General features: G+C 61.8%; 9 protein-coding genes. 3 read left to right on the top strand and 6 right to left on the bottom strand.

Annotation, left to right across the window (positions count from 1 at the left end; translation table 11 throughout):
- Positions 1-23: 23 nt before the first annotated feature.
- The 4 genes from N005_RS05360 to N005_RS05345 form a co-directional block, all read right to left on the bottom strand.
- Positions 24-3,584, bottom strand: coding sequence for a non-ribosomal peptide synthetase (locus N005_RS05360; protein ID WP_047700075.1), 3,561 nt, complete (start codon positions 3,582-3,584; stop codon positions 24-26).
- A gap of 10 nt (positions 3,585-3,594) precedes the next feature.
- Positions 3,595-4,527: a diiron oxygenase gene (locus N005_RS05355; RefSeq protein WP_047700073.1), complete on the bottom strand. Its 933-nt coding sequence runs from the start codon at positions 4,525-4,527 to the stop codon at positions 3,595-3,597.
- On the bottom strand, positions 4,524-5,300 hold the full coding sequence (locus N005_RS05350; RefSeq protein ID WP_047700071.1) for a DUF3050 domain-containing protein: 777 nt from the start codon (positions 5,298-5,300) through the stop codon (positions 4,524-4,526). The genes N005_RS05355 and N005_RS05350 overlap by 4 nt, the downstream gene beginning before the upstream one ends.
- A gap of 687 nt (positions 5,301-5,987) precedes the next feature.
- A complete protein-coding gene (locus tag N005_RS05345) occupies positions 5,988-6,677 on the bottom strand; it encodes a GntR family transcriptional regulator (protein WP_047700070.1) in 690 nt (229 codons plus the stop codon).
- 280 nt (positions 6,678-6,957) lie between these two features.
- Between N005_RS05345 and lapG the strand changes: the two genes are divergently transcribed.
- The 3 genes from lapG (at position 6,958) to N005_RS05330 (ending at position 10,605) form a co-directional block, all read left to right on the top strand.
- The gene (gene lapG, locus N005_RS05340; RefSeq protein ID WP_408003363.1) at positions 6,958-7,581 is read left to right on the top strand and encodes a cysteine protease LapG; all 624 of its coding nucleotides are present in this window, start codon (positions 6,958-6,960) and stop codon (positions 7,579-7,581) included.
- A gap of 14 nt (positions 7,582-7,595) precedes the next feature.
- Positions 7,596-9,548: a cyclic di-GMP receptor LapD gene (lapD, locus tag N005_RS05335; RefSeq protein ID WP_047700066.1), complete on the top strand. Its 1,953-nt coding sequence runs from the start codon at positions 7,596-7,598 to the stop codon at positions 9,546-9,548.
- Positions 9,549-10,272: 724 nt separating this feature from the next.
- The gene (locus N005_RS05330; protein WP_047700065.1) at positions 10,273-10,605 is read left to right on the top strand and encodes a DUF6124 family protein; all 333 of its coding nucleotides are present in this window, start codon (positions 10,273-10,275) and stop codon (positions 10,603-10,605) included.
- 183 nt (positions 10,606-10,788) lie between these two features.
- Here the strand turns inward: N005_RS05330 and N005_RS05325 are convergent, their stop codons facing one another.
- Both N005_RS05325 and N005_RS05320 read right to left on the bottom strand, forming a co-directional pair.
- Positions 10,789-11,127, bottom strand: a complete 339-nt coding sequence (locus tag N005_RS05325; RefSeq protein ID WP_047700063.1) for a hypothetical protein — start codon at positions 11,125-11,127, stop codon at positions 10,789-10,791.
- 183 nt (positions 11,128-11,310) lie between these two features.
- A partial coding sequence (locus tag N005_RS05320) for a beta strand repeat-containing protein (RefSeq protein ID WP_047700061.1) occupies positions 11,311-15,276 on the bottom strand: 3,966 nt, incomplete at its 5' end.

Below are 15,276 nucleotides of genomic sequence, written 5' to 3'. Positions count from 1 at the left end.
TCCTTGCTTTGGGTTGGATGGCTTCAGATGAAGTCGATGGCTTTGAGGTAGTCGGCACCACGTCGCAGCAGGGCCGGGGACTTTTCCGGGTAACGGGCGCCCATCTGCCGCACCCCGGTCCGCGCGTTGTCATGGCGAATCATCGAGATGTCGCCGATGTCTTCTTCAAACCCGTTGAGGTAGAACCCCAGCACGCCGAACAGCGCGTTGTCGGCATCGACCCGGCCCAGTTGCCCTTGCCAATCCGCGACGCTGACCAGGGAAAACTCCCGGCCGCTGTCGCGGAACGACGCCACGTAAGCATCCCAGCTCAAGGGCTCGGGGTTGTGCAGGTTGAACACCGCTTGCGTCGGCTGGTAGCGGCTGGCGTGGAAGGCAATGAAACGGGCCAGGAAGTCCACCGGCATCAGGTCGAAGTTGAGTGAGAGATCCGGCACCTGGCCCAGCTGGATCGAGCCCTTGAGCATCAGCATCAAGCGATTCTTGTGGGGCTGGCAGACCCCGGTCTGGCTGTTAAAACTGATGTTGCCCGGGCGGAACAGGTTGACCCACACTCCGCGGTCCTGTGCCCGTTGCAGGATCCGTTCGCCGACCCATTTGGACAGGTTGTAGCCGTTCTTGATGTAGATTGGCGGCGTCGGCGCGGCGGGTTGTTCCAGCACCTGGCCGTCGGCGCCGAGGGCACTGGAGGCCGAAAGCGTGGAGACGAAGTTGAAGATCTTCTTGCTGCGCCCTTCACACAGACGCAGGCATTCGAAGATCGGCTCGACGTTGTCCCGCGCCAGGGACTCATAGTCGAGCACATGATTGACGTGGGCAGCGTTGTGCACCAAGGCGCCAAAGGTCCGGTCGATGCGGGCATAGACGTCGTCCGGCAAACCCAGTTGCGGTTGGGTGATGTCGGCGGCATAGACGCTGACCCGGCTCAGGTCCAGATGCGTCAGGCGATTGTCCTGCAGGGCCTGGGAAAAGCGTTCTGCCGCGCTCTGTCCGGCGGACGCGCGCACCAGGCAGGCCACTTCGGTGGCGCCCCAGGCCAGCAGCGCCTCGACAATGTGCACGCCGAGAAAGCTGTTGGCGCCGGTCACCACTACTTTGTGCACATCACCGCATTGGCTGATGGGCAGCGGCTCGACGTTGAGTTCGGCCTCGGCATCGATGAAGGCCTGAGGGCTGAGCACCGATGTGTCGCTGTGCTCCGGGCTGTCGAGCAGCTTCGCCAGGGTCATCAGCGTCGGTGCCTCGATGAAGCGATTGATCGACAGGCTGCGGCCGAAGGTCTGGCGAATACTCAGCAGCAATTGCGACAGCAGGATCGAATGCCCGCCCAGGTTGAAGAAACTTTCGTCGGTGGCAATGTCTTCGGCCGGCAGCTCCAGCAATTCGGCCCACAATTGTTGCAGCTGGGTTTCCAGCGGATTCTGCGGCTGGCGTCGCTGGCCACCGACCTGGACCTGCACCGACAGGGCCAGCAAGGCGCGGCGATCGACCTTGCCGTTGCTGGTGTAGGGCAGGCTGGGCAGTTCGATGTAGGCGCCCGGGTGCATGTAGCTGGGCAACGTGTCCTGCACATGCTCGCGCAGTGCCTGGAGGGCGGCTCCGGGCTGGTCTTCCCGGGGATGGACCAGGAACGCCAGGATCCGTCGACGCTCGTCCACACCTACCGCCACCTGGCGGAACAACTGGCTCTCCCGCAGGCAGTGTTCGATTTCCTCGGGTTCGACCCGAAAGCCCCGGACCTTCACCTGATTGTCGCGCCGGCCGCACAGTTCGATGCCGTTGTCGCTCCACTGGCCGATGTCCCCGGTGCGATAGACCCGCAGCGTTTGCCCGTCGGGCAGGGTCAGGTCGAGATAGCGCGTGGCCGTCAGTGTCGGGTCGTGCAGATACCCCAGGCCGACACCCGGCCCGGCAATGTAGAGCTCGCCGGGTACGCCTTGGGGCACCGGTTGCAGCTGTTCATCGAGGATCAACACCCGAGCGTTGGCAATGGGCACGCCGAGGTTGCGGTTGTTATCGCCAACGCCAAACTGCCGCGTGGTGGCAAGCACCGTGGTTTCAGTCGGGCCATAGATGTTGTGGAAGCGGCATTGGGGCGCGAGTCGCTCGATCACGAACGGCTCGCAGACATCCCCTCCGGTGATCAGGTGCGCCAGGCCCAGCGGTGTCTCCAGCGGCAACACGCTCAGTAGCGCCGGCGGTAGAAAGGCGTGGCTGACCCGCTGTTCGTGAATCAACGCCACCAGTTGCTGCGGGTCGCGGCGCTGGTCTTCGCTGGGCACCACCAGCAATGCGCCCTGGAGGAAGGTCGGGAGGATATCCAGCAGCGACGCATCGAAGTTGATGGTGGAGAACTGCAGCGCCCGACTGTCGCGTTGCAACTCGACGTAGTCGCTGTACCAGGCACAGAAATGGCTGAGGTTGCGATGGCTGAGCAGCACGCCTTTGGGCTGGCCGGTGGTGCCGGAGGTGTAGATCGCCACGGCCGGCTCGTCGAGGGCCACCGGGCGGCGGATCGGCGAGGCGGGGATGCCCGGCTTGAGCGCTGGCAGCCGATGCACGTTCAGCGCGGGCACCGGCAGGTCGCCCAGGTCGCTGTCGCCGTCGTGCAGCAGCAGGTCGGCCTTGGCGTTTTCCAGGATGAAGCGTCGACGCTGTACGGGGTGTTGCGGGTCCAGTGGCAGGTACACGGCGCCACAGCCCAGCACCGCCAGGATCGCTGCATATAACGGCGCGGATTTGGGCAGACACACCGCAATCACCATTTGAGAGCTAGGCTTGTGCGTGCAAGACCTGTGGGAGCAAGGCTTGCCCGCGATGAACGATGACTCGGTCTGGTTGGGTACCGCTGTGTCTGTATCGCGGGCAAGCCTTGTCTCCACAGGTTTTGCTTCCGCAGAATCTGCCTGTTCCAGCTGTTCCAGCTGTTCCAGCTGTTCCAGCTGTTCCAGCATGGCCTGCTGCAACCTCAGCACCTGGGTGCGCAAAGTCTTGTAGTCAGTGAGCTGGCCTTCGACCCACAACGCCGGTTGCAGTGCATCGTCGAGCATGCGCTGTTCGATGCCATGCATCACCGGCACCTCGGCGGCGGCCAGCAGCCAGGGTACCGGCGGCCGGTTGAGGCAATGCTCGAAGGCCAGCGACTCCAGGGCATCCAGCCCATGCAGAGCAAGTTCGGCGTCGGCCTGCACCGTCGGCCAATGTTCGAAGCCGCTGTCCTCGCGGGACAGTTGGCTGACCAGCCGCGCACCGGTTTCAACCACCCTCGCCAGTGTCCGCAACCGCAAGGACTGACCATTGCCGTTTTCGGGGGCGATGATCTCCTGGCACAACAACCGCTGCGCGCCGTCGCGAAACACAATGATCGGCTGCGGCAATGCTTCTCCGGGCAGCGCCTGCAACGCCAGGCGCACCTGAAGGCAGAAGCGGGCTTCGATAGTGGAAGGCGCGGTACCGTCGTCGATCAACAGGTCGATCGCCGGCGCTTGAGTCGTCACGACACCATGGCCGTGCAGTTCAAGTTCCCGGGCCAGTTCGGCCATGGCCTGGCTGGTGCCAGGCACTGCAATTTCGAGGCGTCTCATCGGCAGCTCCTCATGAGGTCAGGTAGTCGGCCAGGGCATCGCGCACGCAGGGGGAAGCGAGCATCGAACTGCTGCGGAAAAAGCGGGTGATGTTGCCCACCAATGGATGGAAGCGATTGATGGGGTAGGCCAGTGCGCTGGCGTCTTCGCGCAGGGACTGGCGCACCGATTCGTCGACGGGCAGATGGGCGATCAGCTCGAAATCGAAGGCCTGCTGCAGATCGCTCGCCAGGTACTGGACAATGAAACCGGGCATCAGCCGGGCAATCGCCTGCTGGTCTTCATCGGGGGCTGCGCGCCAGTACATCTGCACCAGCCGTGTCCAGAAACCCGAGTGTCGTCCCTCGTCCAGCAGATGATCGGCCATCAGGCCCTTGATCGACGCCTTGACCGAGTCGTCCCGGGCGAACGCCGCGACTTCGTTGGTCACGGTGTTCTCCGCGATCGCGATGCAGATCAGCTCCACGGCGCTTTGCAGGTGTTCCGGGGCCTGGGCCAGTGTTGCCGGGATCGCGCGGCTGAGTTCGATCTGGGTCGGCAACGGAATAGGCTCGATGCCGGTCATGTCGATGGTCTGTTGCATGAAATCCATCGCCACCAGCGCGTGATAATCCTCGTCCACCACGACCGTCATCGCGTCGTAGCGACAGGCGAACGGGAACTCGATGCCGAAGCGATTCTTGGCGATGCGCCGGGCGGTGTGGTCCACCAGCTCGGTCTCGAAGATCACCACGTCGTTGATGAACTTGTAGAGGCTCTGCACCAGCGCATAATCGCGCAGCTGCGGGCAATGGCTGAGGAAAGTCTGGCTGTGCACCAGGGGCTGACGGCTCATGGGAAAAATCAGCTTGTCGTCATTTTCGACCCGGCGCCGTGGCCGGGTACGGATCGTGGCGCGGCTTTCCCAGGCGTCGGCGAAGGACTGGTATTGGATGGCGTTCATGGCGTCACCTGCGCGAGCGGTTGGGTCATGCTCTGGCGCAAGCCATCCCACAGCGCCGCTCGACTGTGGACGGCGGCAAGCGCGGCGGACAGCACCTCGGTTTCGCGCTGCGGGTCGCCGTCGATCAAGCGCGCCAACAGTTTCTCCGCCGCAGGGCCATGGTCTTCGGAATCGACTTCGATGTGCCGTTGCAGGTAGTACCGGAACGTCGGCGCCTGATCCAGGCCGATGCCCCAGGCATCCAGCATGCGTTGGAACATCTGCGGGATGACGCTCTCGCGACCGTGCACGAACGCGGCGGCGACGCTGTGGGCTGGGGCATGCAGGGCCGTGTGCAGGGTCTGACGAACGAAGCGGGCCGCGGCGGGTTCGACCTCGACGCTATCCAATGCAGTTTCGGGGCTGACGCCTTCCTGTTGCAGGGTGATGAATTGCTCGATCGCCCGGGTGTCCGCGCCGACTTCGCGCATGGCGTCCAGGTACAGTTCGAAATGGCTGCAGTACCCTGCGCCGGGGCGATCGTCGGACTCTTCGCCCAGCACGATTTCATTGATCAGGCGTGCCGCCTGCGGGTCGGCCGGAGGCAGCCAGGGCAGATGGACGCAGGTCAGCTCCCGTTGCAGCCGCTTGGTCAGCGACATGAAGTCCCACACGGCAAAGACGTGGCTTTCCATAAAGCGGCGTAACAGGTCGATTGATGTTATTTCGGAAAAAACAGGGTGCTGGCCAAGTTCGCGTTTTTTCAAAAAAAGTTGTTCTTTTGTTGGCTGCATTTGAACGTCCTCATCAATGATGTTTGTCCGACAGGGTGCCCCGGGCCTTTAATAAGGCGAGTGGGTGCCTGAACCGGAATCCATGAATTACCCAAGTCATGCAAGTGTCTGCTGCTATTTCAATTACAAGGCATGAATGCCTTTATTTTTAATCGGTTGCGGAGGTTTTAAAGCGTCGCAAATAACTCGACGTAGAAAAAACTAATACACGAAACAAGCCGACGGCAAGCAGTTTTTTAATTATTTAAAGTTCATGTTTTATTGGGCGCGAAGAGTTCCAATAAAACTTATTGGGTAAGTTTTATTGGGGCGAAGTTGCTCCTTCCGATTTATAGCGATCAGAATAAATAGTTCGAGTGAATGCCTCACCCGGAGCACTTCAGGGAACAGGGAATAAAGAAGTTTGGGTTTTATGGGCGGGACGTCGGTCGGACATTCGATTCTCCCGCCGGTGGGCGACGCTCCTTGCGTGGTGGCTTCGATTCGCCTGGCTTGTCGCCAGGCGCTGACTTCTTCAGGTCTTTTTTTGAATCGACAAACGCAAGAGTGAGCCCAAATCGACGGCAGTGCCATTGAACTGATGTGGCGGCGGGTCGCAGACACGGCCAGGCCGCGTCAGATGGGCGGGAAGACGGGTAGGAAGGATATGTAAGAAAGTGATACGCCGGCCAGGTCGCCGGCGAACGATCAATTGGATGGCTGTTCCAGGTACCGCCGAATAGTGACGCAGGCTTTTTCCAGATGACGCTCCAGCAGGGCCACCGCTGTATCGGTGTCCTTGGCGCTCACCGCCTCGAGCAATGCGCGATGATCATCCTGGGTCAGCTTGCCCAGCCCCATGGACGACAGGTGAAAGCGCAGGAAACGCTCCTCTTCATTGAGCTCGCGTTCGATCAGGTCCAACAACTTGCTGTTGGGCGCCTTGTGGTAAAGCGACATGTGGAACAGCCGATTTAGCTTGCCGATCTCGGCATGATCGGTCTGTGTTTCCAACTGTTCGATGTAGTGGGCGGCCAGCGCCAGGTCATCGGCATCGAGCAAAGGTACCGACAGGCGCAAGGCGAACGCTTCCAGCACCGCGCGCAGCGCATAGGTTTCGATGGCGTTGTTGGTGATCAGCGGGGCGACCACGGCGCCTTTGTGTTGAACCACATTGAGCAGCGATTGCGCTTCAAGCTGACGCAGCGCCTCGCGCACCGGCATGCGACTCACGCCGAACAGGTCAGCCAGTTCCTGCTGGCGCAGGGCCGTGCCGCAGGGCAGGCGTCCGTCGAGGATGGCCTCGCGCAGCACGCTCTCGATGATCGAGCGGGCCTGGGCAGCGGGGATGGGTCCGTTGACCTGGATAGTACTTAACGGCTTGGGCTTCTTTGTCACGACCACGCATCCTGAATGACGAATTGGATCCATGCCAACATTAGTGGCAGATTACCAGCCCGTCAAAACCTCACGGCCGGAGTTCATAAACTAAAGTGTTCCTGAACTGAAGTTTAGCGTGCCTTGGGTGATTGCATCCTGCCATTGTCTTTTGCCGGGTCAGGCTTCACCATCCCACGCATTCCCAACGGTCTTTTCTGGACGCATTCCCTTGGCTGTACCTTTCCCCGCCCTCAGGTCCCTGCGCTGGCTGTGTTCGGCATTGTTGCTGGCCGGCCTCATGCTGGGTGGCCTGCGGGCCGACTGGGACTTTGCGCAGATCAGCCGACGGGCGCAGGCACTGTATGGGCCGCTTGGCGAAGGGCAGCAACGGATCGACGCCTGGCAACATCTGCTGGCGACCGAAAAGCAGACACCTGAGCTGGAGCAGCTCAAGGTGGTGAACCTGTTCTTCAACAAACAGGTGCGCTACGTGGAAGACATCGACCTGTGGCATGAGGTCGATTACTGGGAAACTCCGATCCAGGCGTTATGGAAGGGCGCCGGCGATTGCGAGGACTACGCCATCGCCAAGTACTTCAGCCTGCGGCACCTCGGGGTATCCAGTGACAAGCTGCGCATCACCTACGTCAAGGCGTTGCGACAGAACCGGGCGCACATGGTGCTCACCTATTACGCCACGCCCGAAGCCATGCCGCTGGTGCTCGACAGTCTGATCGACGCGATCCAACCGGCCAGCCAGCGAACCGACCTGTTGCCGGTCTACTCTTTCAATGCCGAAGGGTTGTGGCTGCCGGGTACCAAGGGCAACAAGAAAGTCAGCGATACCAAGCGCCTGTCCCGGTGGCAGGATGTGTTGAAAAAAATGCAGGCCGAAGGTTTTCCGGTCGAGACGACTAACTAGGAGCACGCGCTCAGATGTCTTTGTTCAAACAACTGTTGATCGCTATCTGTCTGTTCCTGGTGGTTGCCTTCAGCGGCAGCTTCATGGTCAGCCTGGAGAGCTCGCGGGCCCAGTACGTCAATCAGCTGCGCTCCCACGCCCAGGACGCGGCTACGGCGCTGGCGTTGTCCCTGACGCCGAACATCGACGATCCGGCGATGGTGGAGCTGATGGTCAGTTCCATCTTCGACAGCGGCTACTACGCAAGCATCCGCGTGGTCGACGTGGCCACCGACAAGACCCTGGTCGAGCGCACCGGCACGCCGGACGCCGGTAGCGTGCCGCAGTGGTTCGTCAAACTCATCGGCCTGGAGCCGGCCGGTGGCGATGCGATTGTCAGTCGTGGTTGGGAACAGGCGGCACGGGTCGAAGTGGTCAGCCATCCGATGTTCGCGCTTGCGAAGCTGTGGCAGAGCGCGTTGGGCAGCCTGGGCTGGTTGCTGCTGTGCGGTGCCGTGAGCGCGGTGCTGGGGGCCTTGCTGCTGCGTCGCCAGCTCAAGCCCTTGGATTACATGGTGCGCCAGTCCCATGCTATCGCCCGGCGCGAATTCCTGAGCTTGCCGGAGCTGCCACGCACCCCTGAACTGCGCCGCGTGGTGCAGGCGATGAACCAGATGGTCGAGAAGCTCAAGGCGCTGTTCCAGGAGCAGGCCGAGCGCAGTGAAAAGCTGCGGATCGAGTCCTACCAGGACAACCTCACGGGCCTGGCCAACCGGCGTTATTTCGAAATGCAGCTCAATGCTCGGGTGAGCAACCCGGAACAAGCCAGTTCCGGTTATCTGTTGTTGCTGCGGGTGCGGGACCTGGCCGGTTTGAACCAGCGCTTGGGTGGGCAGCGCACCGACCAGTTGCTCAAGGCCGTGGGCGAGCAACTGTTACGCGAGTGTGCCCGATACCCGGAAACCCAAAATCTGGTGACACGTATCCGTGGTGGGGAGTTCGCGGTGCTGGCGCCGGGGCTGGTGCGCGAGGAGGCGCTGCAACTGGCGCAGAACCTCGAAGCCGCCCTGGCGAGCCTGCATGCCACTGGGGCGACCGACGTGGCGTCGGTGGCCGCTATCGGGCTGGCGCCCTTCGTCCATGGCGACTCGCCGCAAGCGGTGCTACAGCTTGGCGACCAGGCCCTGGCCCAGGCCGAAAGCCAGGGCGAGCCGGGCTGGGCTTGTCTGGAGCACAGTGCGTCGGCCAGTGTCGGCGACGATCATCATGCCTGGCACACGCTGCTTGACCGGGCGTTGGACAATGAGCGGTTCGAGCTCTATTTCCAGCCGGTGGTGGCCGCCCAGGACACTCAGTTGGTGCTGCATTACAAAGTTCTTTCGCGGTTGCTCGACGATCTGGGCCAGACCATTCCTGCCGGGCGTTTCCTGCCTTGGTTGGAGCGCTTCGGCTGGACGGCGCGCCTGGACCGGCTGATGCTCGAACAGGTGCTCAAGCAAATGGCCGGGCACGAAGAGGCCCTGGCGCTGAACCTGTCTTCCGCCACCTTGGGCGACCCGCAGGCGCTGAACAAAGTCTTTGAGATTCTGCGGGCCCATTCCAATCTCGGGTCGCGTCTGACCTTGGAGATTGGTGAGGAGCAATTGCCAGAGCAGGCGGTGCTGGAGCAGTTGACCCGGCGTCTGCGTGAGCTTGGTTTTTCCTTGAGTCTGCAGCGTTTTGGTGGGCGTTTCAGCATGATCGGCAATTTGTCGCGGTTGGGGTTGGCCTATTTGAAAATCGATGGCAGTTATATTCGGGCTATTGATCAGGAGAGTGATAAGCGTTTGTTTATTGAGGCGATTCAGCGTGCTGCCCACAGTATTGACCTGCCGTTGATTGCTGAGCGGGTGGAGACGGAGGGGGAACTGGCGGTGATTCGGGAGATGGGGTTGTTTGGGGTGCAGGGGCAGTTGGTGGGGGGGCCGCGGCGTTGGGGTGAGGTTTGAGGTTTGACGTTGAGTGCATATCCGTTGCTGCGGTAATGGCTGCTGGCGGTTCCGCCCTTACGGCGGGTTACTTTGGCAAACGCCCCAAAGTAACCAAAGGTCTTTGCCCCACCACTCGGCACCTCGCCAAGGCGAGGTGTTCCCTCACTCCGGCATTGCTCCGTGGGCCCGCCGCGAAGGGCCATCCATGGCCCAGCGCGGCTAACCCGGCATCCATNCCGGATTGCCCACTACGCAATGCCTGCGTTCGGCCAGCGTGGTTAATGGGGCTTTCAGATCAAAAGCAGAGCAAAAGCAAAAGCAAAAGCAAAGCGAGGCGAGGCGGCCTTATGGCCGACCTGATCTTGCGGCTGACCTCGATCCCCTTGTGGGAGCGGGCTTGCTCGCGAAGGCGGCCTTACGGCCGACTGGTTCCTTTCTGTTGTACTTCAATCCCCTGTGGGAGCGAGCCTGCTCGCGATGGCGCCAGCCCAGACAACCCAGCTCTTGAGGTTATGCAGAGGGCAGCCAGGTCCTAGGAGGTTTCCTTCAAGTTGTAGCGAAGTTGGTGAACTTGTCCGGCCCCGGACGAGTGGCTAGTCTGGGTTTGTCACTGAAAAAAGCGGTGATATGGGCGTGCAAGCCCGAAATATCTGTTTAGGGCGAAACGGCCCATGCGATTCAGCGATCTCATTTGGACTCGCTGTGTAGCAAAGGCTCCTTACTAGTCGTTTAGGAGTTCCCAATGACAACAGCGGAAACGAAACACACTTCACACAGTTCCAACGCACTTGACGAAGCCGCCCAACGCGCCCTCGACTATTACCTCAAACCCAAACCCGTCGACGAGTCTCCATCCGGTCAGCTTTTTGTCGTCGCCCCGGACATCGACACCGAAACCCTGCTGGCCAACGCCTCCGAAGACCTGCTGTCCATCAGCGCCATTGCCACTGATCTGGCCGACGATGTCGACGGTTCACGGCGCAGCGTGATCCTGGCGATCAGTCGGATGGCCGATGGGGTGCATTTGTTGGTGGAGCGGGCGATGGATCGGCTGGAAGCCCAGGCGTCGGGCTGAGGGGTTTCGGGTGGGTTGAAGATCGCTATCGCGAGCAGGCTCGCTCCCATAAGGGATGGGTGTTACGCCGAATAGTGTGGTCAGCACCGATCAACTGTGGGAGCGAGCCTGCTCGCGATGGCGTCAGCCCAGACAACCCTGAACCTGTGCCAGGGTCCAGGCTTTTCCCTGCACGCTGGCAGCCTAGATCAACCCCTTCTCATCATCATCGATCAACCGGCTCAGCCCGCCCAGGGCTTCCCGGGCCTGGTTGCGGTCCATCAGCTTGGCCTGGGCGGCCGCGGGCAGGTCGGTGACGCGGATGATGCCTTTGCTGGTCAGCACCTGGATCAGGTCGTCCAGCACCCGGATCATCTCCAGGTCGCTTTGCTTGAGTTGTTTGAGGCTGTTTTCCACGGCCTGGTTGGCGAACCAGTCCTGGATCTCGTGGCTGTCGGCCGGCAGGGTTTCGGTGGCTTCGGCATAGGCGATGGCTTCTACGCGCACCAGCAGGCCTTGTGCATCGCGTTGCACATAAAACATCGGGCATCCCTCATGGATTAAGCGGCGTCATGCCGAGCAGCATAGGCCAACTGAACGCGAGTATGAACACTTATGTGGCGAGGGAGCTCGCTCCCGCTGGGGCGCGAAGCGGCCCCGTTTTTTGGGGGGCCGCTGCGCAGGCCAGCGGGAGCAAGCTCCCTCGCCACGAGTCATGTTTCAGCTTCAGCTATTGTTGTGATCGACCTTGATGGTCGGGTCACTGCCGGCGATCAACGTGTTCAGGTTGACGTTCGACCAGTTGTTGCCTTCCAGCTTGATCGTCACGTCCGGTGCGGCCGATGCACCGTTGGCGCCGTTGAACTGGCCAGTGGTGCTGACCTGCAACGATGACACGCCATCGACCGTGCTGATCTGCAGGAAGTGGTCGATGGTGCTGCCGGACTCGCCTTGCAGCAGATCCCGCAGGTCGATCCGGTCGCCATCGGCAGCCTTGAAGTCCTTGATCACGTCGTTGCCGGTGTCACCGGCCTTCCAGATAAAGGTATCGCCCCCCAGGCCGCCGATCAGGGTGTCATTGCCCAGGCCACCGACCAGCCGATCGTCGCCCGTGCCGCCGAGCAGGATGTCGTTGCCCTTGCCGCCGTCGAGCGAGTCGTTGCCGCCCTGGCCGAAGAGGATGTCATTGCCACCGCCGCCCAACAGTGTGTCGTTGCCATCGTGGGCACCGGACACATCGAACGCGGTGTAGTGCTCGGTGATGTACTGGTGCACGTTGCTGGTGGTGACTTTGCTGACGTCCACGCCGCTCTGCTGGGCCACGAACGCTTGGATGGCCTGGTAACCCTCGCCGGTGACGCCGTTGAAGCTCACCAGGTCGCCGAAGAGGATGTCATTGCCTTCGCCACCGTTGACCGTATCCGCGCCCGGCAGGGTCGCTTCGGTGTGGCCGATGATCGAGTTGGCCAGGTTGCTCGGGTCGATGTTGGTCTGCGGGGTCTGATCCGAGTCGTATGGCTTGAGGTCGTTCAGGGTCACACCGTTGTTCAGGCCGATGGCTTCGACGTTGCTCAGGCCTTTGAGCAGGGTGAAGCTGGCCGTCGAACCCGCCGCGGCCCAGGAGTCGGCGTTGTAGGTGCCGTCGAGGTAGGAGAACTCGAAGGTGCCGTTGCCCTCGGCGTGCACCGTACCGACGTAGTTGTCGCTCCAGTTCTTGCCGTTCTTGGTCGACAGGTACATCTCACCATCTTCGTAGATGGTGAATTTGTGCGTGCTGTCGATCGTCTGGGTGTAGTACTTGCCGATGGTGTAGTTGGCCGCGCTCAAGACGTCATCGAGCTTGACGGTGCCGTACAGCGTCGGGTTCGTCTGTTCGCCGGACTGGTAGAGCGTCGGCTGGCCGTCGGTGATGAAGTACGTCAGGTTTTTCGCGCCGGTATTGCTCAGGGCCTGGGTACTGTTGAAGAAGTTCGCCGTGGTCTTGAACACGTCTTCGTAGTTGGTGCCGCCGCCGGAGACCATCGAATCGAGGACGCTCTTGAGCAGCGTCAGCGCATTCGGGTCATTGAGGTTTACCGATACGTTCTTGTTCACCTGGTTGTCGAAGTCGGCCAGGAAAATGTTCACGGTCCCGGAGTTGCTGCCCAGGCTCTGCTTGAGGGTACTGAACACTTGGGACAACGAGTTCTTGGCCGCAGTGATGGACGACGAACTCATGCTGCCGGAGCTGTCGACCATGAACGCGATGTTGTAGTTGACGCCCGGCACGACGGTCAGCCCGCCGATGTCGGCAACCATGATGTCGTTGCCATCGGTGCCGGTGACGTTGTCGCTGCCCGAGGTGGCGGTCGCCGCGTTGTAGACCGCCGGGTACACGGTGACCGGGATATGCGCGGTGGTCACGGCGGACCCGCCGAGGGTTTCCGTGGAGGTGGAGGTTACGGTCAGGTCCAGGTGGCCGTTGTAGTAGGACGGCGGCGTCAGGGTCAGGCTGCCCAGGTTCCAGCCGCTGACCGTTGCTTCGCCGTTGCTGCCCACGGTCGCGGTGTGGCCCGCGCCGTCGGTCAGCACGCTGCCTTCCGGCATGCCGCCGATTTTCACGCTCAGTTTCTCGGAACCGTCGGTGTCGGTCAGCGCCGTGGTGATCTTCGACAGATGCACGCTGGTGCCTTCGGCGCCTTCGTTGAGCTTGTAGCCGTCGTAGTAGCCTTCGCCGTTGGTGCCGTGCAGGTCGGAGACGGTCACGCCGGCGTTGGTCAGATCGGTCACGCTGGTGTACAGCGGCACGCCCGCGCCGCTCAGGTCGACAGGCGTGCCGCCGTTGACCGACAGGTTCACGTCATAGCTGCCCGGGCCGGTCTGGTTGTGGTGGTAGATATCGAGGGTGTAGTAGCCGCTGGTGGTCGGCGTGAATGAGCCGTTCAGCTTGCCGCCCGCGCCCCAGGTGATGGCTGCCACGTCCTTGCCGCCGACGGTGACCAGCAAACTGTCGTCGCCGGTGCCGCTGAAGGTGTAGGTCTTGCCCGCTTCGAGGTAGATCAGGCCCGAGGTCTTCGAGGCCGTGCCGGGGTTCACGTTGCTGTCGGACTGCACGTTGGTCACGGTGCTGGTGCTGTTCGGTGTGCCAGCGGCATCGATCACCGACTTGAGCGTGCCGGACGGCGCGCCGCTGCCGTCGGTGCCCAGGCCCGACAGGCCGGTCCAGACTTCCTTGATCAGGCCGGTGGAGGTCACGTTGTTGCCGGCCACGCTCAGGCTCGGTGCATCCGCCACCGGGGTGATGTCGATCTTCACGGTGCTGGTGTTGCCCAGCGCTTGGCCATCGGTGGGTTGGAACTGGATCTGCGCGTAATCGGATTTCTGGTCGCCCACGCCGGTCGGGTTGCCATTGGCCCCGGATTCGTTGGCGTCCGGGGTGAAGCGCAGCTTGCCGCCGTCGATGTCAGCCTTGGTGAAGGTCTGGTTGTTGGTCACGTCCTTCCAGGTTGTGCCGTCCAGGTACTGCAACTTGCCGTCGCCTGGCAGGCCGGTGATCTTCACGCCCTGGCTGGCTACGGCGCTGTCCACGTCGCTGACGCCAAAGGTCGACCAGCCGAGGACCAGCGAAGTGTCTTCGGTGCCGGTCACCGCGCCACCGACAGCCACTGGTGCATCGTTGACCCCGACCACGTTCACGGTGGTGGTGGCGGTGTTCGAGTAGTTGGTGCCATCGGTCACCGTCACGGTGATGATGCGCGGCACACTGCTCGGGTCGTCGCTGTTGTTGATGAAGGTGATGTTCTTGATCTGCTGCATGTAGTCGGCCAGCGTCGCGTTGCCCGACAACGTCAGCGTGACGGTGCCGTTGGTGCTGTTGGCGTTGATGCTGATGCCGTTGACGCTGTTGCCCAGGTTCAGCGCATCGCCCGGCTGGCGGTTGGTCAGCACGACGGTGGCGCCGGTCAGCAGGGTGCTGTCCGGGTCGGTGATCTTCAGGTCGGTATCGCCAATCGACACGCCCGGGCCGGCGGTGCCTTCGGTGAAGGTGACCTGGTAATCGGCTCCGGTCTTGCCGCTGGAGTTGTTGGCGTCCAGGTCGAGTACCGGCGGCGCATCATTGTCGATGATCGAGGTGCTGACGCTGCCATTGGTGCCGCTGATCGCCAGGTGCTCGAAGTTGCCACCGGTCGCCGAATCGATCTTGACCACGAAGTTTTCCGTGCCTTCGGTGATCTTGTCGTCCAGCGTCGCCACGTTGAAGGTCGCGCTGGTGGCGTTGGCCGGGATCTTGACGGTGTAGACGCCAGTGAAGTCCGTGCCGTCGGCAGCGGTGCCGCTGTAGACAAGCTTGAGGGTCACCTCGGTCTGCGCCGGGTTGGTCAGGCTGACGGTGTAGGTGGCGGCCTGGCCTTCGGTAACCGACGTGCTGCCGCTGATGCTGACGGTGGTGTTGTCGACCGTGTCACCAACGGCCGTCGACGCGTTGGTCTTGTTGACGCCGATGGCTTCGAGGTTGCCGCCGGTCGCATCTTTGATCGACTCGGTAACCGTCGTTGGGCCTTGGTAGACGTCATTACCAACGGCCACGTCCAACGTACCTGCACTTGCACCGGCTTCGATGGTGATGGTTTTGCCGCTGTCGAGGGTGACCGTTACAGGACCATTTTGCGCGGTGACTGGATTGCCTTTGGCGTCGGTCAGGGTTGCGGTGTA

Source organism: Pseudomonas mediterranea CFBP 5447 (genome assembly GCF_000774145.1).
Lineage (GTDB): Bacteria > Pseudomonadota > Gammaproteobacteria > Pseudomonadales > Pseudomonadaceae > Aquipseudomonas > Aquipseudomonas mediterranea.
The sequence above is the reverse complement of the archived record's forward strand: the minus strand, read 5'-3'. Positions and strand labels throughout refer to the sequence as shown.

What these genes read in the sequence shown, in the direction of transcription:
- N005_RS05360 (WP_047700075.1), bottom strand. Translation starts at nt 3,584, where the DNA reads ATGAGACGCCTCGAAATTGCAGTGCCTGGCACCAGCCAGGCCATGGCC.
- N005_RS05355 (WP_047700073.1), bottom strand. Translation starts at nt 4,527, where the DNA reads ATGAACGCCATCCAATACCAGTCCTTCGCCGACGCCTGGGAAAGCCGC.
- N005_RS05350 (WP_047700071.1), bottom strand. Translation starts at nt 5,300, where the DNA reads ATGCAGCCAACAAAAGAACAACTTTTTTTGAAAAAACGCGAACTTGGC.
- lapG (WP_408003363.1), top strand. Translation starts at nt 6,958, where the DNA reads ATGCTGGGTGGCCTGCGGGCCGACTGGGACTTTGCGCAGATCAGCCGA.
- lapD (WP_047700066.1), top strand. Translation starts at nt 7,596, where the DNA reads ATGTCTTTGTTCAAACAACTGTTGATCGCTATCTGTCTGTTCCTGGTG.
- N005_RS05330 (WP_047700065.1), top strand. Translation starts at nt 10,273, where the DNA reads ATGACAACAGCGGAAACGAAACACACTTCACACAGTTCCAACGCACTT.
- N005_RS05325 (WP_047700063.1), bottom strand. Translation starts at nt 11,127, where the DNA reads ATGTTTTATGTGCAACGCGATGCACAAGGCCTGCTGGTGCGCGTAGAA.